Raw genomic sequence first — 25489 nt, forward strand, 5'->3', positions numbered from 1 at the left:
GGTTCATAGCACCGGTCGCGGTCAATCCTATGCCACCCTCACCGTCAGCATAGGCAACGGACAGAAGCATGCCGCGAAGAAGAGGTGACAGCGCGGCGACATCGACGTCACCCTGCAGCTTGATTTCCGGAAGCATCGTGCAGCTTTGATCCCTACCCGCTCAATTCAGATAAAAGCGAGTATCAGCCGGCGACTGAACAATTGCTATTGAGAAAGCTAAAGCCGAAGAGGTGTTCTTTCACCCGCCCCCGCTCCGCCCTTTCAACCCGGCCCAGCCGGTCGGATCGGGGGCTGATCATCGGTGCCAGTGTCGCGTTTCTAACTGGCCGACAGCGTCGCAGCCCTATTCGGCTTTGACAACTACTGTAGCCGCAAAGTTGAAGTGTCCTGTTTCTGCAAAGTTGGAATGTCACTCTCCCCGCGTTTGATGGCGCGGGAGACAAGCGGATGGGATTGATTGCGATGAGCGAGCGCGATCTGCAGCCGACGGCCTAATCCTGGTTGGCAGCGACCGGCACGCTGCCTTCGTTCGAATGACGGGCTTCGGTCTGCCGGGCGGCGGAGATGAGGCGGCGCTGTACGCGGATGGCGTGCCATTGCTGGTCGATCAGGACGCCGATGAGGATCACGCCGCCCATGACGGCGAAATTCAGCGACGACGGGATGCCAAGCAGATTGACGAGATTCTGCAGCTCCTGGAGCAGGACCGTGCCGAGCACCACGCCGACGATCGAGCCCTCGCCGCCGCGCAGCGAAAAGCCGCCGAGGACGGCGGCGGCAATCGCGTAGAGTTCGTAGAACTGGCCATGGCTCGCCGGTGAGATCGAGCGTGTGTACATGGCGAAATAAATCGCCGAAAGCGCCGTCAGCAGCCCGCAAATGATATAGGCCGACATGATCATGCGGCCGGTGCGGATACCGGAATAGCGGGCCGCCTCCTCGTTCTTCCCGATCGCGTAGAGATAACGCCCGAAAACGGAGCGATGCAGCATGATCCACATGACAACCGCAATGATGACGAGGGCGATGAAGGTGTTGGGAACGCCGTAGAACCGTCCGGCGGTCAGGAATTCGAGGTCCGGGAAATTCTGGCCGAAGGCAAAGCCCGCCGTCCCGTCGGCGGTATAGAAGCGCGCCGCGCCGCGATAAATCAGCAGGCCGCAGAGGGTGACGACGAAGGGCTGCAGGTTGAGCCGGGTGATCAGCCAGCCGTGGACGGCGCCGATGACCGCGCCAAGCGCGAGAATGAGCGGCAGCGCCAGCATCCAGGGCATATCCTGGACGGCGATGAAATCGACGAACAGCACGCCGAGAAGGGCGACGAGCGAGCCTACGGAAAGCTCGATACCGCCGGTTATGATGACAAAGGCCTGGCCGATCGACAGGATGCCGAACAGGCCGATCAGGTTGGCGGTGTTGGCAAGATTGATCGGCAGCAGGAAGCGCGGGTTGATGATGGCGACGACGATGCCGACGACGACGATCAAAAGCAGCAGTCCGAGATCTTTTTTGATCATTCGAGAACCATTCCCCGATACTTGTGTTGGCCGCAGCCGCTACTTTACCCTTTTGCCGACGGCAAGCAAAAGCACGCTTTCCTGGCTGAATTCGTCCTCTTCCAATATGCCGGCTATCTGGCCCTCGTGCATGACGGCGATGCGATCGGAAACGCCGATCACCTCTTCCATGTCGCTGGAGATCATCAGGATTGCCACCCCGGCATCGGCAAGCGCCCGCATCAGGCCGTAGATCTCGTTCTTCGCGCCGATGTCGATGCCCCGCGTCGGCTCGTCGAAGATCATCACCCTCGGGTTCATCGACAACCATTTGGCAAGCACCACCTTCTGCTGGTTGCCGCCGGATAGCGTGCCGGTTCGCGCCGAAACGGAGGGCGCCTTGATCCCGAGGCGAACCCGCTGCTTTTCGGCCGCCGCCGTTTCCCGTTCGGCAGAAAGCATGAAACGGCTGGAAAGCTTGGGAAGATCGGCAAGGGTTATGTTCTGGGCGATCGGAAAATCGAGAAGAATGCCGTTGCGCTTGCGATCCTCCGGCACCAGGAAAATGCCGCGAGCGACGGCGTCGCGGGCGGAACGGACAGAAATTTCCTGCCCGTCCTGCAGGATGGTTCCGCCGTAGCTCCGGTCGATGCCGAAGAATACCCTTGCAAGCTCGGTACGGCCCGACCCGACGAGGCCCGCAAGCCCCATGATTTCTCCATAGCGGATTTCCAGATCGACGGGACGGCCGGGATAGGCCTCGGTGCGCACGCCGCTTGCCTTCAGCGCCACCGAGCCCGGCGAGCGCTGCGGTTTTGCGGTCCGGGCCGCAAGCACCCGGCCGATCATCAGTTTGACCATCTGGTCGTGGCCGATGTCTTTCCTGGCGAGCGTGCCGACAAGCGTGCCGTCGCGCAGCACGACGACGCGGTCGGCGACACGCTCAACCTCGTGGAGGCGATGCGAGACGAAAATGACGCTGATGCCGTCGGCTTTCAGCGATTTGATAATGCTGAGTAGCCGTTCGGTTTCGGCCAGCGGCAGGCTGGACGTCGGTTCGTCGAAAATGACGAGCCTGGCGTTGATGGACAGCGCCTTGGCGATTTCCACCATCTGCTGCTCGGCAAGGGAAAGCGACGCCACCGGCGTGTCGGCGGAAAAATGAGCCCCGACGCGCTTCAGGAGCGGCTTCGCCATGCCTCGCAGCCGATCGCGATCGACGAGCTTGAAAGGTCCGGCCTTCAGCGGCTCGCGACCGAGGAAAATATTGGCCGCCACGTCGAGATTGTCGAAGAGATTGAGTTCCTGATGCACGAAGGCGATGCCGGATGAAATGCTCGATTCCACCGTGAGGGAGCGAAGCTCCGCCCCGTCGAGCAGGATCGTGCCTCGGTCGGGGGCGATCACGCCGCCGAGAATCTTCATCAGCGTCGATTTTCCAGCGCCGTTTTCGCCGACAAGGCCGATGACCTCGCCTGGCATGATGTCCATTGACAGGCCTTCGAGCGCAACGACGCCCGGATAGGTCTTGCCAACGCCGGAAAGCGACAGAAATGGCGTTCCGGGCGCGCCCGGTGACGGGATGTCGGAACTATGGTTCATCGGCTGTCCATGGCTGCTGATGCCGTCGGCATGAAATGCCTTTCGCGGCGGCGGTGAGTGCCGCCGCCGCGAAAGAGGTTACTTTCCAGCCATGGCCTTCAGGTTGGCAGCATATTTGTCAACGTCATCCTTGCCGATGATCACCGTCGGGATGATGATCAGGCCATCGGCGGGAACGCCGGATTTGTCGCCCTTGAGGTAGGCGGCCATCAATTTCATGCCCTGATAGGCCCATTCGAACGGCTGCTGTACGACGGTTGCCGCGATCGTGCCTTCCTTGACACCGCCGAGCGTGATCGGATCGTCATCAAAGCCGACGACGGTGATCTGGCCGAGTTTGCCGGCATCGCGCAGCGCCTCATAGATGCGCGGCGTGTTGTAGGAGTAGAAGCCGACCATGCAGGTCAGGTCGGGGCTGGCCACCAGCGCATCCTCGACGTTCTTTTTGGCGCGCGTCTGGTCGATGTCGTCACCACGAACATCGACAAGCTCGATCTTGGTACCCTTGAGCCCTTCCTTCATCCCTTCGATGCGTTCGCGGGCGTTATCGGCGCCGAGCAGACCGACGAAACCCATGCACTTACCGCCGTCCGGCATCGCCTTCTTAGCGATTTCGGCGGCCTGCTTGCCAGCGTCGACGTTCGAGGAACCGATATAGGCAACGCGGTTGGTCTTCGGCGCGTCGCTGTCAGTGGTGAACAGAGCCGTCTGCGAGCCGATCTTATTGAGGCCGTCCGTCTGGGTCTTGGGATCGACAGCGGAGACCATAATTCCCTTGACGCCGGCGCTGACGAGATCTTCCATCAGACGCTGCTGAATGGCGACAGCCGCCTGCTCTGGATATTTCAGTTCCATCTGGTAGTCCGGCATTTCGCCCTGCGCCTTCTTCACGCCCGCCTCTGCGGCCTTCCAGAAGTCGGACGCTCCGTTGACGACGAATGCAAGTGTCGGCTTGTCGGCGGCATGCGATACGGCAGCCGGCGCCGCGCTCAGCATCAAACCGGCGAAGAACAGGGCTGCATTGCGTTTCAGCTGTTTCATAATACACCTCCCGAGGGGCCGCAGTCGCATGGGCCCGTTTTCGACTTACGGCCGGCCGGATGCGCCCCCTCCCAGGGCCGTCGCACAGCGACGAGTGGCATTGGTTCCGATCGCTCCGTGACGGTATAGAAGAATTTTAATTAGTAAATAGTATTATCAATGCAGATCAAAACATTTCATCATATCCGGATCAGGATGCAATTTTGTACTGGAAACATCCCAGCAAATGACGGCATTGCAGCAAAGTGATGCAATTGCCAACGCTTTCAGATAGATGCTAATACTCATTACCAAATCAGCAAATCCAAGCAGAGACAAGCTTTCCGCGAATGCGACAAGCCAAGAGCCCAAAGAGCAATAAGCCGGCCCGCGTGACGATGATGGATATCGCCGCCGCGGCCGGCTGCTCGCAGGCGGCCGTCTCCTTCGTTCTCAACGACACACCCGGCACCCGTATCTCGCAGCAGACCCGCGACCGCGTATGGGAGGCAGCGCGGGCGCTCGGCTATACCGGGACGACTTATACGGCGAAGGCCTCTTATTCGGGGCTGGACAATGTGATCGGTTTCGCCGTGGATCAGCTTGCCACCAGCCCGGAAGCGATCGTTGCGATCGAAGGCGCGCGGCAAGCCTCCTGGAATGCCGGCAATGTCTTGCTGGTCGCCCAGACGCTCAGTGATCCGGTCATGGAGCCGAAAGCCATCAAGGCGTTGACGAGCGGCGGCATATCGGCGCTCATCTATATGACGATCTATACCCGCCAGGTCGAGCTTCCCTCCTATATCGGCAAGCTCAACATCCCGACGGTCCTCTTGAATTGTTATACGGCGGACCATGCTTTTCCGGCCGTCGTGCCGAGCGAGATCGCGGGAGGCCAGAGTTCCACCCGGCATCTGATCACGCACGGACACCATCGCATCGCGACGATCACCGGCGAAATCTGGATGCAGGCTGCACAGGACCGGCTGACGGGATATCGCCGGGCGCTGGCGACCGCCGATATTCCCTTCGATCCGGAATTGGTCATCGAAGGCGACTGGTCGGCCGGCGCCGGCTATGCCGCCACGATGAAACTGCTTGCGCTGAAAGAGCCTCCGACCGCGATCTTCTGCCAGAACGACCGCACTGCCATCGGCTGCTACGAAGCGCTCAAGGATGCGGGGCTTCGCATTCCGCAGGACATGTCGGTGATAGGGTATGACGATGAAGAAATTTCACGCCACCTCGTCCCCCCCTTAACGACATCGGTCCTCCCCCATCTTGCCATGGGCCAATGGGCGATCGAACATCTCAACCCGGAAACCATACCCGGCAAGCGCTATCCAATTGCCAAGCTCGAATGCTCGCTCGTCAAACGCCATTCGGTCGCCACACCGCGGACCGAGGCGCGCCAGATCCTCGATGGTTTAAAGACCTCGCCATAGGCGCCGGCAGCAGGAGCCGGGAAGACTCACGTGTCGGGCACCCCTTCGACGGCGAACGCGATGCTGACCGCACGGTTCACAGCCGCGGCAAGAACCGACATGTGGGTCTGGCCGACATAAAGTTCGAATTCGGCACGCAATCCGTCGGCCGTGCTGCTCAATCGCTCCGCCATCTCCTGCGCCAGGAGGATCGTCCGCTCCGTCTTCCTCTTCTCCAGCCGTATGGCTGCATCGTCGTTGCGATACTGAAAGGGGGCCAGTTCGTCGCCTTCGTGTTCCCCGGCGGACAAATGCAGGAAGGCGGCATTTCCCGGGATGGGTTGACGCTGCGCCTCATTGTTGAGGATTTCACTGTTCTCCCAATAGATGGTCGGGCTCGCCGCGATCCAATTGGCAAACAGACCCGGACGCTCGAACAGGGCATAGAGGGTAAAGAGGCCGCCGAAGGAATGCCCGAAAAGCGATCGGCGCTGCGGATCCAGGGTCACCATCTCCGCAATCCGCGGTATCAACTCGTTCTCGATGAAATCCACCAGTTTGCCGGTCCCTCCGATGACCACCGGGGGGCCGCCCTCAACGAAGGGCGGATAGGATTTGACCGGTGGAGGACCGAGGTCCCAAGACCGGCGGAGCGCATCATAGGGCTGGTCGATGGGATAGCCGATCGCCGCGATCACCCCCCAACCGACATTCGTTCCCGTGGGATAAGGCGCCTGCGTGACCAGGCTGGCAGCCGCGAAGGGGAAAGTAGCGTTGCCGTCGGTCATCACCAGAAGCGGCCATCCTGCCGGCGGCGGCGTCTGCGCCGGAATGGACAGGAATATGCGATAGGGCTCGCCGCCTGCAGCCGGAGCCAGATCGAAAAAGCAGGTTCCGGGCATTGAATAGGCGCCGACGAGATCAGTCATGAGAACGGTTTCTGATGTTTGCATAAGAGGATCTGTCCCTCTCAATCGATAATGACGTGCGGCACGAAACGCGACAGGTTGGCGGTAATGCGCGAGCGGTCTTCGCGCACGGCAAGGCCGCAGGCGCGATCACCGACGACCCAGCTGCCGAGCACGGCGAAGCCGCCTTCGCTTTCGAAAAGCGGGGCATAGGCCTGGACGACGAAGCCTTCGTCGCCGTAATCGCCGGGAGCGGAAACAAATTCCCGGCCATCGCGGAATATCGTGACGTTCTCGCCCTCCCGTGACAACAGCGGTTTGCGCACATAATCCGTCAAGGCCGAAGCCGCCGGGTCGTCGGCGAAATAGCTCGCCAGCAGGTTGGGGTGATTGGGGTGGCGCTGCCAGAGCAGCGGCAGAAGCCCCTTGTTGGAAAGCACGGCCTTCCAGGCGGGCTCGATGAAGACATCGCCGGAGCGCGCGAGTTCGCGGGCGAACGGCTCGCGCAGCATGAATTCCCAGGGGTAGAGCTTGAAGCAGCGGTCGATCACCCGATCCTGCAGGTCAGTATAGCGGCCCTCCGCATCGATGCCGATCTCGCCTATGTCGAGAAGCTCGACGCGATGACCGGCCTGCACTGCGCAGTCCATCAGATAGACGGTCGTGCCTCGATCCTCCTCATTGTCGGTCATCACGGCGAAGTGGAAGATCGGCCCTTTGGGAAATTGTTCGAACGCCTCGACAAGGCTTTCCTGCAGGGAATTATACTGATCCGCATCCTTGGGCAGGGTACCCAAAGCCATCTGGTCGGTCAGCCAATTGTATTGGAAATAGGCTGTCTCGAACACCGAGGTCGGGGTATCGGCATTATATTCGAGCAACTTGACCGGACCGGTGCCGTCATAGGCAAGATCGAACCGGCCGTAGAGGTGCCGGTCGCGGCGCTGCCAGGAGCGCTGCACCACATCGCGCAGATCCTCCGGAATGGCCAGCCGGTCGAGCGCCTTTTCGCTCCCGACGATATCACCGACCATATCCATGCACATGTCGTGCAATTCCTGGCTCGGCTCTTCGATCTGCGTCTCGATCTCATCGAGCGTAAACGTATAGGCGGCATCGTCGAGCCAGTAGGGCTCGCCATACATGACGTGAAAACCGAAGCCGACGGCCCGCGCCTTGTCACGCCAGTCGGGACGGGCCGGAAGGGTGATACGCTTCATGTCAACCGCCGAAACTGAACGACGAACGGCCCCCGAAGCCCTGGCGGGCGACGGTGCGGGTGTTGACGTTGACAGGCTTGACGCTCTGGCGCGAGGGCGCGGTCACACTGTCGCTGCCCGCCCCGCCTGAGCGAACCGTCGTTGTCAACGTCTGCCCTGCGCGATTGCGATAAATCGGCGTCGAACCGTAGTAGTAGCCGTTCGCCTCCTGGCGCCGGCGATAATCGGAATAGTCGGTGATGTTGTTCAGTGCCGAAGACAGCATGTAGCCTGCCAGGAACGGCGTGAAGAAGCTGCCGCTGCCGCCGCTATTGTTGGGAACTGAATTGGCCGGCTGTTCCGTGCATTGGCCCACGCCGTATTCGGCCTCGCAGGCCGCCATGCCGTTGAAACGTGGCGCGGTGGCGAGATGAGCCCGCATGGCATCCTGATAGCCGGCCTGGCAGACCTGCCGGTCCATGCCTGAGGTCACGCATTGGTCGACGGAGGTGAACATGACCTCCGAAGGCGTCTGGTCGCCGCAACCGGATAGCGCCAGAGTCGAGGCAGCGATAGTGCCAAGGGCGAGGAAAGGTCGTCTGTGCCCGCTCTTACGTCTGCGCATCGTTCCCCTCCCCTCAATAGGTCATGCAGGCGGCATTGAGAATACCGATGACCAGTGCGATGCCGCCGCCCCATATGCCCGCGGCGATATTATCGGCCGTGATCTTCTCATGCAGGTCCGGCATGGTGAAATTCGCAATATAGAAAGCAAGGATCTGCGCCAGAATGCCGATCGCCGCCCAGATGATGTAGTCGATGATGCTGACCGAATTGGCCGCGGCCGACGCCAGCGGCAGGCTGAAACCGACAAGCGCGCCCAGGAATGCCGTGACGGCGGCGAGGTTGCCGGCACGAATGAGCTCGACTTCCTTTTGCGGCGTCAGGAATGTGTAGATCACCGCGAAAACAGCGTAGGCGCCGAGACCGATGGCGAAATAACCAAGGAAGGCAGGCAGACCCGCCACGTAATCGAGCATTGAAAAACTCCTCCGTCAAAAATTGATAGGGTGTCAGACGCGGCGGACATCGGCGGGAGCCAGTCCGTAACCGATCAGAAATTCCACCGAGCTTCCCGCCTGGCTTTGTCCGAGGTCGAGGTCGCGCTCGACGTTGATCAGCAGCATTTCGCGCGTCGAGCCAAGCGGGCGATAATACAGCATGCAGGTCTGGTGAATGGAGCGCTGCACGTCGCCGTCGTCGACCTTTTCGACAAATTCCACCAGTTGCGCGCGTTCCGGCCCTTCGCTCCAGAAGCGGCTATAGAGGATACCGTCGGCATCGTAGGATGGCTGGCCGATCAGGCCGCCCGGCCCGGTCCAGCGATTCCATTCGCTCTGCCCGGCAGGCACGACGCTGTCCCAGGATTGATAAAAGCTGATGTCGTCGACGGCGTCGCCCGGCTGGCCCGACGCCGACATCACCTGGATCATCCGGTGGTCTTCATCGTAGTAACGTGACAGAACCGTTGCGGCATCGAGCGAAATCTCGCCATAGCCGGCAATGATGAAGGGGCCGCTCCGCGGCAGTGGCATGGCCGGCTCGCCCCCTAAAGCCTCGGCCTCGAGGGAGAGGAAATCGATCTCCAGAGCCCCGCCGATGGCAGCGCCCAAGGGGCCGAGTTCTCTGGGCAAGGGCTTTTCGTTCTTGTCTCTGCCGAACCAGCCGATCATGATGCGTCTCCCATTCGAGCCCAAGCGATGGCAGCGGGATCTAGCCGCATTCCACTGATGTAGTAAAGGGTCTCGCCGCCCCGCATCAACACCTCGTCCCGGCAATTGAGATCGGTGATGCCCTGGCTCATCAAACCCACCAGTGTCACGTGATGCTCACGCTTGAGGCTTAAAAACACGTCTCCATAGAGCAGCGGCCGTTGCAAAGGCGGCACCGGCAGCGAAAAGGCCGTGTCGGTGGAGGCGGCCGACAGCAGCCGTGCGGTGATCTCCGAAGAGCCCGGATCGCGGGCTGCACGCGACAGCAGCTCCTCGGCGAGCGAACCCACCGCCTCGACGCGCGGCCGGAGCTGTTTGACCATCTGGGCGGTGCGGTCATCGGCGAAATAAGCGACGATATGGGCATTGGGCGCATGGTCTTCCGCAATCAGCACGGCGGCCAACGTCTCGTCGTCATTTGCTCCGCGCGCGATGATCGCGCGGGCCTGCGCTACCCCGGCCCGCATCAGAGCGTCTGCATCGGCGAGCCGCTCGGTTCTGATATAGTCGGCGTAGTCGCTGGCGGGATTTTCGGAAAGCTCCTTGGCAACCAGAACGCTCATCGGTTCGTTGGCCTGCCGTTCGGCATGCAGCAGCCTCAGCGTCTGATGTGTCTGCCCCTCCTGCCAACCGAGGACGATGATATGGCCGGTGCGTTCGCTGTAGTCACCCAATCCGCGCATACGGTTCCTCCAGATCGTGCCGATCGTTGTCAACAATTTGCCAAGAACGGCGGTGAAGATGGCAATACCGCCGGGAAGAACGAACAGGACGGCAATGATCCGGCCAAAACCCGATTTGGGGGAAAGATCTCCATAGCCGACAGTCGTTGCGGTCACCATATAGTAGTAAATAAAATCGATCGGATTGCCGACGAGATCGCCTTCGCCGACCAGCACAAAGAGCAGGTAGGAGGCGGCCAGGTGGATCACGAGAAGAATAAAAAGGGCGGACCAGGCCAATTCGCTGAGCGAGAGATATACACGCCGCAGTAATGAAGCGATAAATGGCACCCGATTCGCCCCCGTTCCCGATGCGTAACCTAGCGAAATTTATTTAGCGCGCCACCCCTTTAAGTGGCATATCGAATACCCAGATATTTTTCGAAATTCTAACCGATGGAGGACTTTTTGGAGACCTGGAACCTGACCACCTTAACGCGCCTGTTCGCCGCCGATCCGGAGGCACTCGGCGATGTCGACGTCGCCGTGCCCGAACAGGGCGACGTGATATGCGTCACTCTCAAGGAAAAAGGCGATCTCGACGTCTTCGTCGCGGTGAGCGGTGAGCGCGACATCCTTGTCAGCGCCGTTCTGTTGCCGTGCAAGGACGTACCCAATCGCCAGGCCTTCGAACGCATGGTGCTCAAGACGCACAAATTCGTGCCGCTTTCCAGCTTCGGCATCACCACCATCGACGGTGAGGAATGGTATGAATTGTTCGGTTCGCTGTCGGCACATTCGCCCGCCGACACGGTGGTCGAAGAGGTGGCGATTCTCGCGGCCAATGCCGTCGATGCGGCACACATGATTGAAGAATGGAAAAGCGGGGAGATTGCAGCGTGAGCACCTGGGGAAAGATTTTCACCGCCATTCGCGGCGGCATCAATGAGGCAGCGGAAGCCGCCGCTGACAACCAGTCGATGCGCATTCTCGACCAGGAAATCCGCGACGCCGAACAGTCGCTGCGCCGGGCGCGATCCGATCTGGCCGGCATCATGGCTTCCAACAAGAGCGTCATGCGCCGGCTTGAAGAAAACCGCGCCAAGGAGACCAAGGATACCGACAGCGCTCGCGCTGCGATCTCGGCGGGCCGTACGGATCTCGCCCAGGGTCTGGCGCAGCGCATCGCCACCAGCCGTGCGGAAGTGCAGCGCGACCAGGAAGAGCTTGATCGGCTGCTGCCCCGCCAGCAACAGATGCTGCGCACGATCCAGGACACCGAAGCCCGCATTGCGCAGATGAAGCGCGAGGTGGAGAACGTCAAAGCCAACGAGTCACTGCTGCGCGCTCAGTCGGCGATCGCCCACAACCAGTCGGGCATCAACACCCGTCTCGGGAGCGCCGTCGAAAGTCTCGAACGCATCAAGAAACGCCAGGAAGTCACTGCCGGCCGCATCGAAGCCGGTGCCGAGCTCGCCGCACTGGAAAATGGCGGCGATCTCGATCGTCAGCTGCGCGAAGCCGGCATTGGCGGCTCCAGCCATTCGGCCGACGACATTCTGGCTCAATTGATGCTGCCGAGACAGCAGGCCGAGCCCGTCCTGCTGCCCGGCCCCACCGGCAAGAAAGACTGACAATCCCTGCGAACGGCAGCCTTGCCTGCCGTTCCCAGCACGTCTGCGGATTCGAGCGCGGGCTTGTTGGTTCTGGCAGCGGGAGAGTTTATCGTCGTTATCGCGGCTGGATGCCCATGCCCATGTCAGACGGCTTGCGGTACCTTTTGACGAGTTCCTACCTGCAAGAGACTCTGATCCATCCCTCAATGTCAAATATTGACATTGAGGGATGGATACAGAACAATTATTCAGAAATTTGAGGAGGGCACGGCATGGCCAGCAGCCTGCATGTGAGCTTGCCCGATGAAATGCGCGCCTTCGTCGATATGCGCGCCAACGGGAAGAACCAGTACACAACGCCGAGTGAATATGTGCGTGCCCTTATTCGCGAAGATATGGCACGGGAAGAAGACCGCCGCTATGCCATTCGCTCGCTGCTGCGGGCGGAAGACGAATTCCGGCGCGGAGAGCTGCTGCCCCTTTCGGCACTGGATGCCGTCGACGCGGAACTGGATGAAGAATCGCGCTAGTGGCTCCGCGCATTCTCATCCTGCCGACCGCACTTGATAACTATCGGCTGGCGATCCGTGAAACGGCACGCAAATGGTCCCCCGAACAGGCAAAGGTGTACGGCCGCCTGCTGCGGACGGGATTTGAAGACATTCCCGAAGCCTATGCCCGCATGAGGACAAAGAGCGACGAGCGCGTCGGGAATTCGCTCTTCCGATTGCACAAAATCGAGCACCATTACGCAGTCTACATTGTCGCTGACGATGCAACCTTCGTCATTGCCGCAGTCTTGCACGAGCGGATGGATATTCCCGCACAGTTGCGGACAACCGAACGAGTGACCGACAGAGAGTATGAAGCGTTGATGGGATATCCTCGGTCGAAGTCCTGAGCACGGTCGACATGAGCAGCCCACCGGACACAATAGTCTGGCATTCGCGGCCTCTTCCTCGTCTTCTTCCGCACGGGAAAGCCGCGCGCCATCCCCGACGACGACGCCGGCGGGCATAAGCGAGAGTATGTCGTCGTTTCTAATTGACGCCGAGAAACTGCTTCAGCTCTGCGGTCTGCGGATTGGCGAAGACCTCCTCCGGCCGGCCCACCTCGTGGACCCTGCCCTGATGCATGAAGACGACCCGGCTGCAGACGTCGCGGGCGAACTTCATCTCGTGGGTGACCATCAGCAGCGTCATCCCTTCCGCGGCAAGCTCGCGCACGACGGCCAAAACCTCGGCGACCAGTTCCGGGTCGAGCGCCGAGGTGATTTCGTCGCAAAGAAGGGCTGCCGGCTGCATGGCGAGCGCGCGGGCGATGGCGACGCGCTGCTGCTGGCCGCCCGAGAGTTCGTCGGGATAGGCGTCGAACCTGTGACCCAGCCCCACCCGCTCCAGCATCTTGCGGGCGATGGCCTCGGCTTCGGCCTTCGGGGTCTTCTTGACCACCGTCTGCGACAGCATGACGTTGCCGCCCGCCGTCAGGTGCGGGAAGAGGTTGAACTGCTGAAAGATCATGCCGATCTTGAGGCGCAGGGCCTTCAGATGCACTTCGTCATCGAGGAGCTGCGCGCCGGCCACGGAAATGGAGCCGTCGGTGATGGTCTCCAGGCCGTTGATGCAGCGAAGCAGGGTCGATTTGCCCGAACCGCTTTTGCCGATGATGGCGATGACCTCGCCGGCCTGCACATCGAGATTGATGCCTTTCAGCACCTCGGTGGCGCCGAAGCTCTTGCGAACTTCAGTGATTTCGATGAGCGACATTGAGCTTCCTTTCCAGGATCTGGCTGCTTTTCGACAAAGGCCAGCAGAGGGCGAAGTAAATAAGGGCGACGAGGCCGTAGACCGTGAAGGGCTGGAAGGTGGCGTTGGTGACGACGGTGCCGGCTTTCGACAGTTCGACGAAGCCGATGATCGAGGTCAGCGCCGTTCCCTTGACGATCTGGACCGAGAAGCCGACCGTCGGCGGTATGGCGACCCTCAGCGCCTGCGGCAGGATGACGTAGCGCATCTGCTGCAGCCTAACCATGCCGAGGCTGGCGGAGGCTTCCCACTGGCCTTTGGCGACCGATTCGACGCAGCCTCGCCAGATCTCGGCGAGAAAGGCAGCGCTCCACAGGGTGAGCGCCAATCCCGCGGCAAGCCATGCCGGCACGTCGATGCCGAAGAGGCCGAGACCGAAAAAGGCGATGAAGAGCTGCATCAGCAGCGGCGTGCCCTGGAACAGCTCGATATGATATTTTGCAAGCAGCCTGAGTGGCGTGCGCTTGCTGATGCGCAGAAACAGCAGCCCCAGCCCGACCGCGCCGCCACCGACGAAGGAGACGAGCGAAAGCAGGATCGTCCAGCGGGTGGCGAGCAGCAGGTTGCGCAGGATGTCCCAGAGGGTGAACTCGATCATCGTGCTTTTCTCCTCGGGAAAATCAAGCCGCCGACCACGCCCAGCACCTGCCGAAGCAGGATCGCCATCACCAGATAGATGGCTGTCGAGACGATGTAGGCCTCGAAGGCGCGGAAGGTTCGCGATTGTATGAAGTTCGCGGCAAAGGTCAGATCCTCGGCGGCGATCTGCGACACGACCGACGAGCCGAGCATGACGATGACGACTTGCGACGACAGCGCCGGCCAAATGCGCTGCAGTGACGGCACGAGCACGACATGGCGGAAGGTTTCGAAGCGCGTCATGGCAAGGCTATCGCCTGCCTCGAACTGACCCTTCGGGGTTGCCTGGATGCCGGCGCGAATAATTTCGCAGCTGTAGGCGCCGAGATTGATGACCATTGCGAGGTTGGCGGCGGTCAATTCGGGAAGCTGGAGGCCGAGCGACGGCAGGCCGAAGAAGATGAAAAACAGCTGGATCAGGAATGGCGTGTTGCGGATCAATTCGACATAGGCGGCAACGACAGGTTTCAGCCAGGCCGGGCCGAGTGCGCGCACCCACGCACAGACGATGCCGAGCGAAATGCCGAGCACTCCGCCGATCGCGATCAGCTCCAGAGTGACCAGTATGCCCTTGATGATCTCAGGGTAATATTGAAGCAGCCAGCCGAATTCGAAATGATAGCTCAAGGAATTGTCCCCTCTTGCGGTGACGAGCGGATGTCATCCCGCCTGCGGGCGCGGGATGACATCCGGAAGACCGGGTCGTTCAGAGATCCGACGGGAGATCGGTGCCGAGCCACTTCTGCGATATGGCGGTCAGCGCGCCATCGGTTTTGGCGGCAGCGATGATGCCGTTCACCTTCTCCAGAAGAGCCGCCTGCTCCTTGTTGAGGCCGATATAGCAGGGCGAGTTCTTGATCAGGAATTTGAGCTCCGGGCGCTTGGGGGGATTTTTGGCGAGGATCGCCGCCGCCACGACGTTGCCGGTAGCGATAGTGTCGACCTGGCCGGAGAGGAAGGCCGAGATCGTGCCGTTATTGTCCTCGTAACGCTTGATCGTCGCGTCGCCCGGCGCGATCTTCGTCAGCTCCAGATCCTCGACCGAGCCGCGCGTGACGCCGATGCTCTTGCCGGCGAGATCTTCCGCCTTGGCGATCGAAACATCGGCCGGCGCGAACACGCCGTTGAAGAAGGGAGCGTAGGCTGCGGAGAAATCGATCACCTTTTCGCGCTCCGCATTCTTGCCGAGGCTCGATATGACCAGATCGACCTTGTTGGTCTGCAGATAGGGCACGCGGTTGGCGCTGGTGACCGGCACGAGTTCGGTCTTGACGCCCAGCTTTTCGGCAATGAGATTGGCGACGTCGATATCGTAGCCCATCGGCGCCATATCGGTGCCGACGCTGCCAAACGGCGGGAAATCCTGCGGGACCGCGACACGCAGCGTACCGCGCGCCGTGATGTCAGCGAGCGCATCGGCATGAGAAGCGGAGCCGAAGCCGAGGCCTGCCGCCAGGGTCGCGATTGCGAAGAAAACTCGTCTTGTCAGCATGCGTTCATTACTCCTTTGAAGTTGCGTTTTGGGGGCTGAGAGGTGGGGACACGGTCCTGGGTCGGGAGCGACAGGGAATTGCGCAGATCTGAAAGCGGATCCGGGCGGGCGGTGAGGTCGAGGCCCATTTCCACGTCGTCGAGATGCTCGACGGAGAGTTCCGCAGCTCTGACGAAATCGCCCGCCTGCATGGCCTCGAAGATGCGGCAGTGCCCCTCGTGGGATTGTGTGGCGTGAAATTCGGATTGATAGAGCATCGAAATGAGGATCGTCCGCGCGGTCAGATCGCGCAGGATATCGACGATGATGGCGTTGCCGCTCAATTCGGCGATGCGGATATGGAAATCGCCCATCAGATAGGTCAGGCGCTGGCGGTCGCCCGCCGCCATGGCATTTCGCTCCTCGGTGAGATGGGCGTCGAGCGCCTTGCTGCCCTCGTCCGTCAGCGTCCGCATGCTGCGCAGCAGCCCGGCTTCGACGATCCGCCGCGCCTCATAGACCGCGATCGCATCTTCGGCGGACGGCTCGACGACAAACCAGCCACGCCGAGGGCTTACATGCACGATGCCGCGTGTCTCCAGCCGCATCATCGCTTCCCGGACGCGGGTTCTGGACACGCCGAAGAGCGCTGCCAGCTGGTTTTCGCCAAGACGCATACCAGGCCGGATCTTGGCAGAAAGGATGCCGGAGACGATCGTCGCCTCGATGGATTTCTGCGTGGTCTCGGATGTGTGGCTATCTTGCATACAAGACAGAAAGCAAAGCGCATGCCAAAATCCTGTGTTCAGGATTTTCAAGATGCCGCGAATGCTGTGCGGGAAATTTGCCTGCCGGGAATGCAGATTGAATGTAATTTGTGCGGGCGTCGGCGCCCGAAGACGCCGGTTGGTGCGACCGCGATCTTTCAGATCGGCGGTCGAACAGCCGCGCCGATCGTCTTCGCGCTTTTAGTTGAAACTTGAGGTTTTGAGGAATTCCGCGAGCCGTTCGGTCTTCGGCCGCACGAACATCTCCTTCGGATCGCCCTCTTCGCAGATGACGCCCTGGTTCATGAAGATGACGCGCGACGAAACCTCGTAGGCAAAGCGCATTTCATGGGTGACGAGCAGCATGGTCATGCCGTCGGCGGCAAGCCCCTTGATGACCTGCAGCACTTCGCCCACCAGTTCCGGGTCAAGCGCCGAGGTCACTTCGTCGAACAACATCAGTCTCGGCGACATGGCAATGGCGCGGGCGATGGCGACGCGCTGCTGCTGGCCGCCGGAAAGCTGACCGGGATAATGGTTCGCGCGGGCGGAAAGGCCGACGCGATCGAGCCATTTTTCCGCGACGGCGCGGGCATCCGGCTTCGTCATTTTCTTCACCTTGACGAGGCCGAGCATGACGTTTTCGGCGGCACTCATATGCGGGAAGAGATTGAACTGCTGAAAGGCCATGCCGGTCAGCGCGCGCTGGCGGGCAATCTCCTTCTCGCCCTTGCGGCGGCGTGTTGCACCGTCGACGCGGTAGCCGATCTCTTCGCCGTCGAGGCTGATCGTGCCCCCCTGGAATTCTTCCAGCATGTTGACGCAGCGCAGCAAGGTGGTCTTTCCGGAGCCGGACGAGCCGATGATGGAAATGACCTCGCCTTCTTCAACGGCGCAATCGACGCCTTTGAGGACTTCGTGGATGCCGTAAGTCTTGCGCAGACCCTTGATGTCGAGAATGGTCTTGGCCATCGGGGGCTCCTTAGGACGGCAGGGCGGTCTTGCGCTCGACATATTTGCCGAAGTGCTCGATACCGTAATTGACGAGGAAATAGAGACCGCCGGCCAGGAAATAGAACTGGAGGCTCATGAAATTGCGGGAGATGATCTCCTGCGTGCGCAGCAAAAGCTCGGCGACGCCGATGACGGAGAGCAGCGTCGAGGCCTTCACCATTTCGGCCGCCGTATTCACCCAGGCCGGCAGGCACTGGCGCATCGCCTGCGGCCACAGCACCGAGGTGAAGGTCTGGGTAAAGGTCAGGCCGATCGCCTTGGCGGCTTCGGTCTGCCCCTTCGGGATCGCCTGAAGCGCTCCGCGGACGATCTCGCCGACATGCGAGGAGCAGAAGATCGCCAGGGCGAGCACGCCGGCGGAGAACGGCCCGAGATCGAGCCCGACGGCGGCGGAAACATAATAGCTTGCCAGCACCAGCACGAGCACCGGCGTGCCGCGGATGATATCCGTATAGGCGCGCACGATCAGACGCAAAACAACGCCGCCATAGACGAGCGCCAGGCCGACGAAAACGCCGAGCACGGACCCGGCCAGAATGGCCAACAGCGAGATCGACACGGTGACGCCGATGCCGTTGATGATGACGTAGCGGGCGATCCAGAGCTGTTCGAGAAAGGTGTGGGACATTGATCTATCTCGGCAGGGCCAGACGGCGCTCGACGAAGCGCATCACGGCGGCGATGAGGAAACAGGTCACGACATAGAGGGCCGAGGTGACCATCCAGGTTTCGATGACGCGGAAACTTTCGACATTGATCTTGCGGGCAGCAAAGGTCAGTTCCGGCACGGCGATGGCGGCGGCAAGCGAGGTGTCCTTGAACAGCGAGATGATCGTCGAAGACAGCGACGGCAGCACGTTGCGCAGCATCAGCGGCGCGATGATCGAGCTGCGGATCTGCATTCCCGTCAGACCGATGGCGAGGCCGGCTTCGGTCAGCCCTCGCGGGATCGACAACAGGCCGGCGCGGAACACCTCGGCCAGATAGGCGCCGGAATAGAGGGAGAGAACCAGCACGAAGCTTTTTATCTTGTCGAGGCGCACCCCCATCTGCGGCAGCGCGAAAAAGGCGAAAAGCACCAGGACGAGGATCGGCAGGTTGCGAATGACCGTGACATAGACCCGCGCCGGCACCACCGCAAAGCGGTTTTTGGAGGTCAGCGCGAAGGCCACGACGAGACCGATCGCGGCCCCGATCAAGATCGAGATCACGGCCAGGCCGAGACTGAGCGCAAGCCCGCTCAAAAGAAAATCGAAGTTGCGCCAGACGGCAGCAAAATTCAGCGTGTAACCCATGCGGGCCGCCCTTTCAGAATACGGCGCGTCAGCGGAGCGGGAGAACAATCCCGCTCCGCATGACCCTTACTTGAACTCAACAGGAAAGCCGATCTGCGGCGGCGTCAGATCCTTGCCGAACCAGGTCTTGAAGGACTTGGCGTAAAAGTCGAATTCGACGCCGGTCATGGCTTCATGCAGGGCGGTGTTGACGAAGTTCAGCCAGTCCTGGTCGCCGCGCTTGACGGCGCAGGCATAGGTCTGCGGATTCCAGCCGTAGCCGGCATCTTTGTAGCGCCCCGGGTTCTGCGTCATGTACCAGGCAAGCGACGACTGGTCCGTGGCGACGGCATCGGCACGTCCCGACTCCAGCGCCTGATAGATCAGGTCGACGGAATCATACTGATCGACGGTCGCCTCCGGCAAGGCCGCATGCACCATCGTCTCGGCATAGACGTTCTGCAGAACCGAGATGGTGACGGAGGAACCGGCGGCCTTGAGCGCCGCGAAGTCGGCATATTTTCCGTCCGCCTTGAGCATCAGGCCGACACCCTCGCGATAATAAGGAATGGTGAAGGCGACCTGTTGGGCGCGTTCGCCTGTCACGGTCATGAACTGGCAGGTGATGTCGACCTTGTCGGTGGTGATGTTCGGGATGCGGGCGTCGGAGGACTGGTTCACATATTCGATCTTCTCAGGATCGCCGAAGAGTGCCTTGGCGATGATATGGCCCATGTCGACGTCGAAACCCTGAAGCTTGTCGTCGGCGCTCTTGAAGTGCCAGGGCGCATTGGTGCTGCCCGTGCCGAGCACGAGGTGGCCACGGGCCAGCACTTCATCGAGCTTGCTGCCCTCGGCCAGCACAGGCGTGGACAACAAGGCGGCGGCGACCAGCGACATCACGCCGGTGCGAAAGGAAATGGTCATGGCGTTCCCCTTATGGATACTTTCCGATTATTCCAGTATAATGGACGCATGTCTGTTTTACTGGAATAACGTATCAAGTGCCATCAGGGATGAATTGTCAATGGGCCATGCCGAAAAAACGCGCAGAAACGCGCGTGGCGATAATTTTGGCAGTGCAGCATTTTTCCACCCGCCTACAGGCTGGTCGCCTAGCTGCGCTCCATCGTTTCGGTGAATGGATAGGGAAGCCGCGTCGTAGCCGTCGGCGATCTCCTCGTTGTTGGAAACGAGGAAGAAACCGACATCCCGCGAAACGGTTCTCAGCCCCTCAGCGCCACGCCCTTTTCAGACGTGCAAAGGACGCTGTAGCTTTGATTTGAGCTGGATCAGAATTCTTCCCAATCGGACTTCAGTGCGCCAGCCGCTGATCCGTGAGCCGAGGCCGTGCGGACGACTTTCAAAACCGCCGGCGTTGACGAAGACCGTGATTTCGGCGCGTCCTCGAAACGAAACTGCTCGAGAAGCTTGAAGAGTGCGGCAGCCTCCCTGGCAAGGCCATGGCTTGCGGCAGTCTGCTCCTCGACCATGGCGGCATTTTGCTGCGTTCCCTGATCGACAGTGTTGATGGCATGGCTGATACCGCCGAGCGCCGTCGATTGTTCGCGCGCCGCCTCGACGATCGCCGTGACATTGGTATTGATGTCGTGAACCTGGCTCGTGATTTCCCGCAGCGCCGATCCGGCATTCGTGACGAGAGCGACACCGTTGGCGACATGCGAACCGGACGCGGTAATCAGGCTCTTGATCTCTTTCGCGGCTTTCGCCGACCGCTGGGCCAGCTCACGGACCTCCTGAGCAACGACCGCAAACCCCTTGCCGGCCTCCCCTGCCCGCGCCGCCTCTACGCCGGCATTGAGCGCCAAAAGATTCGTCTGGAAGGCGATTTCATCGATGACGCCGATAATGTTTGAAATTTCGTGTGACGAGTTTTCGATCTGATCCATCGCTCCGATCGCATCCCGCACCACCTGGCCGGAATGCTCCGCATGGTGTTTGGTACGCGCTACCAGCTGACCGGCTTCCTCGGCGCGGCGGCTCGAATCCTTGACCGTGGTGGTAATTTCCTCAAGCGCGGCCGCCGTCTCTTCGACCGATGCCGCTTGCTGCTCGGTGCGTTTTGCCAGGTCATCGGCTGCTGTGCGGATTTCGTTGGAACCAGCCGAAATCGCCTTGGCATTTTCGGCGACCGTTGCCATTGCGTCCTTCAGTTTTTCCGAGGCGCTGTTGAAGTCGGTGCGCAGCCGCTCCAGTGAGGGAATGAAGGGCATCCGGATCGCCTGCGACAGGTCGCCGTCGGCGAAGTTCGTCAGGCAACGGGCAAGTTGTTCGACATTCTCGACGCGCGCCGTGACATCGGTGGCAAACTTGACGACTTTGAACACTTGGCCGTTGAGGTCGAAGATCGGATTGTAGGAGGCCTGGATGTAGACCTTCCGTCCGCCCTTTCCGACACGCATGAATTCGTCGGCGATCAACTGGCCGCTCGCAAGCTTGCGCCAGAATTCCTTGTAAGCCTCGGATCTCGAATAGTCGGCTTCGCAGAACATCGAATGATGTTTGCCCTGGATCTCAGAAAGCGAATAGCCGAGGGCGGCGAGGAAATTTTCGTTGGCGTTCAAAACTTCGCCGGTCGGCGTGAATTCGATGATCGCCTGAGCGCGCGACAATGCGTCGATCTTGCCCGCATCCTCGGCGGATTTCAGCTTCTGCGCAGTGATATCGGTTGCGATCTTGATGACCTTGACCGGTCTGCCGCGCCGGAACACCGGATTGTAGGATGCTTCGATCCAGACCTCGCGGCCGCCTTTTCCGAGCCGCTTATATTGCTGCTGATCGAATTTCCCGGCTGACAGCTTCGTCCAGAAGGCCTTGTATTCCGCCGAGGACGCATAGGCGGGCTCAACGAACATGCGGTGATGTTGTCCCGCGATCTCCCGCAACTCATAGCCGAGCGCCCTGCAGAAATTTTCGTTCGCGGTGAGGATCGTGCCGGACAGGTCGAATTCGATCATGGCTTGCGAGTTCGATAGAGCGGCAAGAGCCGCGACAGCATTTGCACCACGATCAAGAATGCTCACTCGTAAATCCCCCCAGATTTCATCGCAGTCAATTCGGACAGGTCGCGAATATTTGCCCATGCTTATTAATGGGGATTTAATGATTAATATAAGGTTTAGCGGTCTGCGTTCGTTCTGAGGCCGCCGTGGTCGCGGCGGCCTGGTCCGAGGTCTGGGCAATGTCGCCATCGGCAAGCGCGCCGTCCTCGTCGAAATTGAAGGCGCCGTGCAGATCGGACAGACCGATCGCGTCGGCGATGTCGGCGCTTTTCAGTGCCGCGGAAATGAAGGTATCGGATTCGTCGTCGGTCAGCCCGTAGGCAGTCCTGAGATAGGAAACCAGCTTGTCGTCGCTCACTGATCGACGGAGGTGATGTTGCCGATTTCCGCGGCGTAATAGATGTCTTAAGCCTCTCCGGTTTCGGAAGACGCAATCGTCGCTGAGGCCACCTGATAACCGCTGGTCACCAGCGAAATCTGGTCTTCCGACATGACGTCGCCGTCGGTCGAGCCGTCCTCGTTGAAGTTGAAGGCCTTCGCCAGGCTGATATAGACGTCGTCGCCGAGCTGGTTGACGAAACTGTCGGCATCGTCGAGATCGCTCGTCAGAACGTCCTTCAGGAAGCTGGTCGAGGTGTAGTCGGTGCTGAGGCCGAAAGCGGTCAGCACATAGTTCGCCGGTCATGGCGATGCGCAGCCGCCTTCATGTGTCCGAATCAATTTATATACCGCTCATCATCCGCTTCAGCGCGTCAGCGAGACTAAAACAGCCACGGCCTCGAATCACCCCAATTTTGGACGCCTGCCTCCGCCCCAGGCAGGCCGATCAACTTCTGATACCCAAAAGAATTAACCATATTTCAGCGTTCGTGCGAAATAATGCGGTACGTAGATCAGGCCTCTCGACGCGGAAAGGCCACAAGTTATTTGGAGAATAGCCTTGGCTTTTACTATTGCTCGTAGCCTGGTGGCGTTTGGTGTCGCCGTTTCAGCAGGCCTTTTCATGTCGATCGGATTGCAGCAATCGGCGCTCGAACGGCTGAAGGTCAACGGCCCGGTTTACGAGCAGGTCGTCTATGGCAAGGACCTGATCGCCGATATTCTGCCGCCGCCGCTGTTTGTGGTCGAATCCTACATGCTTTCCTTCGAGGCGAGCAAATTTCCCGAACTCACCGACACCAATCTTGCCAAGATCGCCAATCTCAAGGCGGCTTACGACGACCGCCGCGCCTATTGGAAAACCACCCGTCTGCCGCAGTCTTTGAAGGACGAGCTTGAAAACGATGTGCTTGCCAAGGGCGATAGATTCTGGGACGTGATGGACCGCGAAATCATCCCGGCGCTGACCGCCAAGGACGAGGACAAGGCGCACGGGGCGATCGAGCAGTTGCGCGTCGCCTTTCATTCGCACCAGGACGCGGTCGAGAAACTCGTCGCCAATTCCGACGCCTTCCTGAAGGGCGAGGAACACAATGCCGCCTCGGAAATCGTCACCTGGACGATCTACGCCGGTGGCGCCGGCCTCGGATCCTTCGCTTTGTTGCTGGTCGGGCTCTATCTGCTGCGCCGCCGGGCGATCGTGCCGCTCGACGGTATGAAGGCCTATATGGGCAACCTCGCAGACGGCGATTTTTCGACCGAGGTTCCCTATGCCAGCCGCTCCGACGAGATCGGCGCCATGTCCAAGGCCGTGGCGGTTTTCCGTCGCAACGCGCTCGAGCGGCAGGACGCGCAGAAGCGCGAGACGGCGCTTCGCGATGCGGAATTTGAGCGCGAACGCAGCCAGATGGCCGACAAAGCCGCCGACGAGCAGGTCCGCGAAACGGTGATCGCTCAGCTGACCCACGGCCTGGACCAGCTATCACACGGCAATCTCGATTGCCGGATCGCCACACCTTTTGCCGCCGCTTACGAGACTTTGCGCGCCAAGTTCAATGACAGTATGGACGCGCTTTGCGCCTCGATGGCCGAAATCGCCCAGACCTCCAAACAAGTGGATAGCTCCTCGGCCGACATTACGGGTGCAACCGAGAGTCTCGCTTCGCGCACGGAACAGCAGGCTGCCATGCTCGAAGAGGCCACAACCGCACTCGACGAGATGAATGCCAAGGCGAAAGACGCCGCCGAACATGCCGGCAAGGCAACCGGGATGATGACTGAGACCCGCACCAGCGCCGAACGTTCGGCGGCCGTCGTGCGCGAAGCGATCGCCGCCATGGAACGGATCGAAGGCTCGTCGTCGCAGATCGGCGACATCGTCAACGTCATTGATGAAATCGCCTTCCAGACCAATCTCCTGGCGCTCAATGCCGGCGTTGAAGCTGCCCGCGCCGGTGAGGCCGGCAAGGGTTTCGCCGTCGTGGCGCAGGAGGTGCGCGAACTCGCCATGCGCTCGGCCAACGCCGCCAAGGAGATCAGGGCGCTGATTTCCACGTCCTCATCTCAGGTTTCCACCGGCGTGGAGCTTGTCAACCGCACCGGCAAGGCGCTTCAGGAAATCGAAGGACAGGTCGAGCAGGTTGCCGGGCTCATCGCCCGGATCGTTTCGGTATCCTCCGAACAGGCGGTCGCGATCCGCGAGATCAACGCCGCCGTCAACGCCCTCGACCAGGTGACGCAACACAATGCGGCCATGGCCGTCGAAACCGCTTCTGCCTGCCGCGCGCTCGGCGCCCAAACGCAGAGATTGGAAGGCGTCGTCAGGCGCTTTCAGATCGATGCGGCAAGCAGCATGTCAAGGCCGCGTCAAGCCGCTTGACCACTCGGCCGAGATCCTTTCACCTCACTTGTCGACAGTTGCAACCACGGCAACGCAATCGCCCGATTTGACCAGGCCCGGGAAATGCCGAGCACAGAGAATGCCGTCCATGCCGCCGCGGATTTCGTGGGGGGGCATGCCGGTTGTTCCGGTCGGATAGATGCGGGCGATCACGGCATGCTCCGTGACGGCCTCACCGAGATCGATAACCGGTTCGATCAATCCGCCCTCCTCCGCAAAGGAGAAACAGCGGCCGTCCGGCATGTCGAGCCAGGTCGTCGGACCGGCATCGACAGCGCCGGCGACGATCCCGGCGTGGCGCAGCACGTTGATGGTGCCGCGTTTGGCGATCGCCGCAGTTTTGGCCGTGGCGGTGCCGCCGCCACCGAGTTCCGTGGTGATGAAGACCTTGCCCATCTCCTCGGCGGCAGTGTCGTACATGCCGACCGCATCGATCTCCAGCATCTTCATCGAATAGGGTGCGGCAAAGGCCGTGACGAAATCGAAAGCCTTCGCCTCCTGCTGCTTGTTCGGCAGGATATGGGCTGCGCAGAACGGCAGAAAGTCGAGCGTCTTGCCGCCGGAATGAAAGTCGAGCACGAGATCCGCCATCGGCAGAAGCACACGCTGAAAATAGTCGGCAATCTTCTCGGTCACCGTGCCGTCCGGCCGGCCCGGAAAGCTGCGATTCATGTTGCCCCTGTCGATCGGCGACGTCCTGGTTCCCGCAAGGAACGCCGGATAATTCATCGCCGGCACGATGATGACAGCGCCGCTCACCTCCTCGGCCTTCAGCGTTAGGGCAAGATCGAAGAGCGCGATCGGTCCTTCATACTCGTCGCCGTGATTGCCGCCGGTCAGAAGCGCTGTCGGTCCCTTGCCGTTCCGGACGACCGTTATCGGGATCATCACCGAGCCCCAGGCGGAATCGTCGCGGCTGTAGGGCAGCCTGAGGAAACCGTGCTGGACGCCCTCGGCGGCGAAATCCACCGTCGCGCTGATCGGCGACGGTCGCAAGCCAATATCAGTCATGACAGCC

Annotated in this window: 26 protein-coding genes and 1 pseudogene; 6 read left to right on the forward strand and 21 right to left on the reverse strand. The window is 60.6% G+C overall.

The annotated features are described in order from the left end of the window. Positions 1 to 491 precede the first annotated feature (491 nt). The 3 genes from ATY75_RS20880 to ATY75_RS20890 all read right to left on the reverse strand — a co-directional run bounded on the left by ATY75_RS20880 (position 492) and on the right by ATY75_RS20890 (position 4139). Positions 492 to 1517 carry an ABC transporter permease gene (locus ATY75_RS20880; RefSeq protein WP_088939020.1) on the reverse strand — a complete coding sequence of 342 codons (1026 nt, stop codon included), beginning with the start codon at positions 1515 to 1517 and terminating at the stop codon, positions 492 to 494. 39 nt (positions 1518 to 1556) lie between these two features. Beyond that, on the reverse strand, positions 1557 to 3098 hold the full coding sequence (locus ATY75_RS20885; protein WP_088939021.1) for a sugar ABC transporter ATP-binding protein: 1542 nt from the start codon (positions 3096 to 3098) through the stop codon (positions 1557 to 1559). Between the two features lie 78 nt (positions 3099 to 3176). Then, complete coding sequence (locus ATY75_RS20890) at positions 3177 to 4139, reverse strand: sugar-binding protein (protein WP_064843990.1); 963 nt, start codon at positions 4137 to 4139, stop codon at positions 3177 to 3179. A gap of 329 nt (positions 4140 to 4468) precedes the next feature. Here ATY75_RS20890 and ATY75_RS20895 point away from each other — a divergent pair, with 329 nt between their 5' ends. Then, on the forward strand, positions 4469 to 5563 hold the full coding sequence (locus ATY75_RS20895; protein ID WP_088939022.1) for a LacI family DNA-binding transcriptional regulator: 1095 nt from the start codon (positions 4469 to 4471) through the stop codon (positions 5561 to 5563). 26 nt (positions 5564 to 5589) lie between these two features. Here ATY75_RS20895 and ATY75_RS20900 read toward each other — a convergent pair whose 3' ends face one another. The 6 genes from ATY75_RS20900 to ATY75_RS20925 are packed head-to-tail and all read right to left on the reverse strand — an operon-like array spanning position 5590 to position 10434. Then, on the reverse strand, positions 5590 to 6471 hold the full coding sequence (locus tag ATY75_RS20900) for an alpha/beta hydrolase-fold protein (RefSeq protein WP_190241397.1): 882 nt from the start codon (positions 6469 to 6471) through the stop codon (positions 5590 to 5592). A gap of 41 nt (positions 6472 to 6512) precedes the next feature. Beyond that, positions 6513 to 7670 (reverse strand): glutathionylspermidine synthase family protein, encoded by a 1158-nt coding sequence (locus ATY75_RS20905; RefSeq protein WP_088939024.1) that lies wholly within the window; start codon positions 7668 to 7670, stop codon positions 6513 to 6515. Between the two features lies 1 nt (position 7671). Then, entirely contained in the window at positions 7672 to 8274 is a 603-nt protein-coding gene (locus ATY75_RS20910; RefSeq protein WP_088939025.1) for a DUF1190 domain-containing protein, read from the reverse strand. Between the two features lie 13 nt (positions 8275 to 8287). Beyond that, a complete protein-coding gene (locus tag ATY75_RS20915; RefSeq protein WP_054185218.1) occupies positions 8288 to 8689 on the reverse strand; it encodes a DUF350 domain-containing protein in 402 nt (133 codons plus the stop codon). Between the two features lie 33 nt (positions 8690 to 8722). Continuing rightward, positions 8723 to 9382 (reverse strand): YjfK family protein, encoded by a 660-nt coding sequence (locus tag ATY75_RS20920; RefSeq protein ID WP_088939026.1) that lies wholly within the window; start codon positions 9380 to 9382, stop codon positions 8723 to 8725. After that, entirely contained in the window at positions 9379 to 10434 is a 1056-nt protein-coding gene (locus ATY75_RS20925) for an ion channel (protein WP_064844005.1), read from the reverse strand. The genes ATY75_RS20920 and ATY75_RS20925 overlap by 4 nt, the downstream gene beginning before the upstream one ends. Before the next feature lie 105 nt (positions 10435 to 10539). On the opposite strand from ATY75_RS20925, the gene ATY75_RS20930 reads away from it, so the two are divergent. The 4 genes from ATY75_RS20930 (at position 10540) to ATY75_RS20945 (ending at position 12600) form a co-directional block, all read left to right on the forward strand. Further along, complete coding sequence (locus ATY75_RS20930; protein WP_064844007.1) at positions 10540 to 10986, forward strand: YjfI family protein; 447 nt, start codon at positions 10540 to 10542, stop codon at positions 10984 to 10986. After that, on the forward strand, positions 10983 to 11717 hold the full coding sequence (locus ATY75_RS20935) for a PspA/IM30 family protein (RefSeq protein ID WP_088939027.1): 735 nt from the start codon (positions 10983 to 10985) through the stop codon (positions 11715 to 11717). The genes ATY75_RS20930 and ATY75_RS20935 overlap by 4 nt, the downstream gene beginning before the upstream one ends. 254 nt (positions 11718 to 11971) lie before the next feature. Further along, a complete protein-coding gene (locus ATY75_RS20940) occupies positions 11972 to 12229 on the forward strand; it encodes a CopG family transcriptional regulator (protein WP_088939028.1) in 258 nt (85 codons plus the stop codon). After that, positions 12229 to 12600 (forward strand): type II toxin-antitoxin system RelE/ParE family toxin, encoded by a 372-nt coding sequence (locus ATY75_RS20945; protein WP_088939029.1) that lies wholly within the window; start codon positions 12229 to 12231, stop codon positions 12598 to 12600. Before ATY75_RS20940 ends, ATY75_RS20945 begins: the two co-directional genes overlap by 1 nt. 139 nt (positions 12601 to 12739) lie before the next feature. Here the strand turns inward: ATY75_RS20945 and ATY75_RS20950 are convergent, their stop codons facing one another. The 11 genes and pseudogenes from ATY75_RS20950 to ATY75_RS35135 form a co-directional block, all read right to left on the reverse strand. Continuing rightward, positions 12740 to 13465: an amino acid ABC transporter ATP-binding protein gene (locus ATY75_RS20950; RefSeq protein ID WP_064844014.1), complete on the reverse strand. Its 726-nt coding sequence runs from the start codon at positions 13463 to 13465 to the stop codon at positions 12740 to 12742. Next, on the reverse strand, positions 13443 to 14102 hold the full coding sequence (locus tag ATY75_RS20955) for an amino acid ABC transporter permease (protein WP_088939030.1): 660 nt from the start codon (positions 14100 to 14102) through the stop codon (positions 13443 to 13445). The genes ATY75_RS20950 and ATY75_RS20955 overlap by 23 nt, the downstream gene beginning before the upstream one ends. Next, entirely contained in the window at positions 14099 to 14770 is a 672-nt protein-coding gene (locus ATY75_RS20960; protein WP_088939031.1) for an amino acid ABC transporter permease, read from the reverse strand. The genes ATY75_RS20955 and ATY75_RS20960 overlap by 4 nt, the downstream gene beginning before the upstream one ends. Positions 14771 to 14849: 79 nt before the next feature. Next, on the reverse strand, positions 14850 to 15635 hold the full coding sequence (locus ATY75_RS20965) for a transporter substrate-binding domain-containing protein (RefSeq protein ID WP_088939032.1): 786 nt from the start codon (positions 15633 to 15635) through the stop codon (positions 14850 to 14852). Next, complete coding sequence (locus ATY75_RS20970) at positions 15629 to 16381, reverse strand: GntR family transcriptional regulator (RefSeq protein WP_143535328.1); 753 nt, start codon at positions 16379 to 16381, stop codon at positions 15629 to 15631. Before ATY75_RS20970 ends, ATY75_RS20965 begins: the two co-directional genes overlap by 7 nt. A gap of 201 nt (positions 16382 to 16582) precedes the next feature. Continuing rightward, the gene (locus ATY75_RS20975) at positions 16583 to 17353 is read right to left on the reverse strand and encodes an amino acid ABC transporter ATP-binding protein (protein WP_064844024.1); all 771 of its coding nucleotides are present in this window, start codon (positions 17351 to 17353) and stop codon (positions 16583 to 16585) included. Positions 17354 to 17363: 10 nt separating this feature from the next. Beyond that, positions 17364 to 18023 carry an amino acid ABC transporter permease gene (locus ATY75_RS20980; RefSeq protein WP_071088179.1) on the reverse strand — a complete coding sequence of 220 codons (660 nt, stop codon included), beginning with the start codon at positions 18021 to 18023 and terminating at the stop codon, positions 17364 to 17366. A 4-nt stretch (positions 18024 to 18027) separates the two neighbouring features. Further along, entirely contained in the window at positions 18028 to 18690 is a 663-nt protein-coding gene (locus ATY75_RS20985; RefSeq protein WP_064844026.1) for an amino acid ABC transporter permease, read from the reverse strand. A 66-nt stretch (positions 18691 to 18756) separates the two neighbouring features. Then, entirely contained in the window at positions 18757 to 19596 is an 840-nt protein-coding gene (locus tag ATY75_RS20990) for a transporter substrate-binding domain-containing protein (RefSeq protein WP_064844028.1), read from the reverse strand. Positions 19597 to 19961: 365 nt separating this feature from the next. Next, positions 19962 to 21713: a PAS domain-containing methyl-accepting chemotaxis protein gene (locus ATY75_RS20995; protein ID WP_088939033.1), complete on the reverse strand. Its 1752-nt coding sequence runs from the start codon at positions 21711 to 21713 to the stop codon at positions 19962 to 19964. Positions 21714 to 21831: 118 nt separating this feature from the next. Next, a pseudogene (locus tag ATY75_RS35135) lies at positions 21832 to 22367 on the reverse strand (DUF1217 domain-containing protein); the annotation flags it as partial. A 265-nt stretch (positions 22368 to 22632) separates the two neighbouring features. Here ATY75_RS35135 and ATY75_RS21005 point away from each other — a divergent pair. Then, entirely contained in the window at positions 22633 to 24450 is a 1818-nt protein-coding gene (locus ATY75_RS21005) for a methyl-accepting chemotaxis protein (protein ID WP_088939034.1), read from the forward strand. Between the two features lie 24 nt (positions 24451 to 24474). Here ATY75_RS21005 and doeB read toward each other — a convergent pair whose 3' ends face one another. Then, positions 24475 to 25482, reverse strand: a complete 1008-nt coding sequence (doeB, locus tag ATY75_RS21010) for a N(2)-acetyl-L-2,4-diaminobutanoate deacetylase DoeB (protein WP_088939035.1) — start codon at positions 25480 to 25482, stop codon at positions 24475 to 24477. Between the last annotated feature and the right edge of the window lie 7 nt (positions 25483 to 25489).

This window comes from Rhizobium sp. N122 (genome assembly GCF_002211295.1).
GTDB lineage: Bacteria > Pseudomonadota > Alphaproteobacteria > Rhizobiales > Rhizobiaceae > Rhizobium.

What these genes read in the sequence shown, in the direction of transcription:
- ATY75_RS20915 (WP_054185218.1), bottom strand. Translation starts at nt 8,689, where the DNA reads ATGCTCGATTACGTGGCGGGTCTGCCTGCCTTCCTTGGTTATTTCGCC.
- ATY75_RS20900 (WP_190241397.1), bottom strand. Translation starts at nt 6,471, where the DNA reads ATGACTGATCTCGTCGGCGCCTATTCAATGCCCGGAACCTGCTTTTTC.
- ATY75_RS20970 (WP_143535328.1), bottom strand. Translation starts at nt 16,381, where the DNA reads ATGCAAGATAGCCACACATCCGAGACCACGCAGAAATCCATCGAGGCG.
- ATY75_RS20885 (WP_088939021.1), bottom strand. Translation starts at nt 3,098, where the DNA reads ATGAACCATAGTTCCGACATCCCGTCACCGGGCGCGCCCGGAACGCCA.
- ATY75_RS20955 (WP_088939030.1), bottom strand. Translation starts at nt 14,102, where the DNA reads ATGATCGAGTTCACCCTCTGGGACATCCTGCGCAACCTGCTGCTCGCC.
- doeB (WP_088939035.1), bottom strand. Translation starts at nt 25,482, where the DNA reads ATGACTGATATTGGCTTGCGACCGTCGCCGATCAGCGCGACGGTGGAT.
- ATY75_RS20920 (WP_088939026.1), bottom strand. Translation starts at nt 9,382, where the DNA reads ATGATCGGCTGGTTCGGCAGAGACAAGAACGAAAAGCCCTTGCCCAGA.
- ATY75_RS20930 (WP_064844007.1), top strand. Translation starts at nt 10,540, where the DNA reads ATGGAGGACTTTTTGGAGACCTGGAACCTGACCACCTTAACGCGCCTG.
- ATY75_RS20985 (WP_064844026.1), bottom strand. Translation starts at nt 18,690, where the DNA reads ATGGGTTACACGCTGAATTTTGCTGCCGTCTGGCGCAACTTCGATTTT.
- ATY75_RS20905 (WP_088939024.1), bottom strand. Translation starts at nt 7,670, where the DNA reads ATGAAGCGTATCACCCTTCCGGCCCGTCCCGACTGGCGTGACAAGGCG.
- ATY75_RS20890 (WP_064843990.1), bottom strand. Translation starts at nt 4,139, where the DNA reads ATGAAACAGCTGAAACGCAATGCAGCCCTGTTCTTCGCCGGTTTGATG.
- ATY75_RS20990 (WP_064844028.1), bottom strand. Translation starts at nt 19,596, where the DNA reads ATGACCATTTCCTTTCGCACCGGCGTGATGTCGCTGGTCGCCGCCGCC.
- ATY75_RS20965 (WP_088939032.1), bottom strand. Translation starts at nt 15,635, where the DNA reads ATGCTGACAAGACGAGTTTTCTTCGCAATCGCGACCCTGGCGGCAGGC.
- ATY75_RS20975 (WP_064844024.1), bottom strand. Translation starts at nt 17,353, where the DNA reads ATGGCCAAGACCATTCTCGACATCAAGGGTCTGCGCAAGACTTACGGC.
- ATY75_RS20910 (WP_088939025.1), bottom strand. Translation starts at nt 8,274, where the DNA reads ATGCGCAGACGTAAGAGCGGGCACAGACGACCTTTCCTCGCCCTTGGC.
- ATY75_RS20980 (WP_071088179.1), bottom strand. Translation starts at nt 18,023, where the DNA reads ATGTCCCACACCTTTCTCGAACAGCTCTGGATCGCCCGCTACGTCATC.
- ATY75_RS20895 (WP_088939022.1), top strand. Translation starts at nt 4,469, where the DNA reads ATGCGACAAGCCAAGAGCCCAAAGAGCAATAAGCCGGCCCGCGTGACG.
- ATY75_RS20950 (WP_064844014.1), bottom strand. Translation starts at nt 13,465, where the DNA reads ATGTCGCTCATCGAAATCACTGAAGTTCGCAAGAGCTTCGGCGCCACC.
- ATY75_RS20880 (WP_088939020.1), bottom strand. Translation starts at nt 1,517, where the DNA reads ATGATCAAAAAAGATCTCGGACTGCTGCTTTTGATCGTCGTCGTCGGC.
- ATY75_RS20940 (WP_088939028.1), top strand. Translation starts at nt 11,972, where the DNA reads ATGGCCAGCAGCCTGCATGTGAGCTTGCCCGATGAAATGCGCGCCTTC.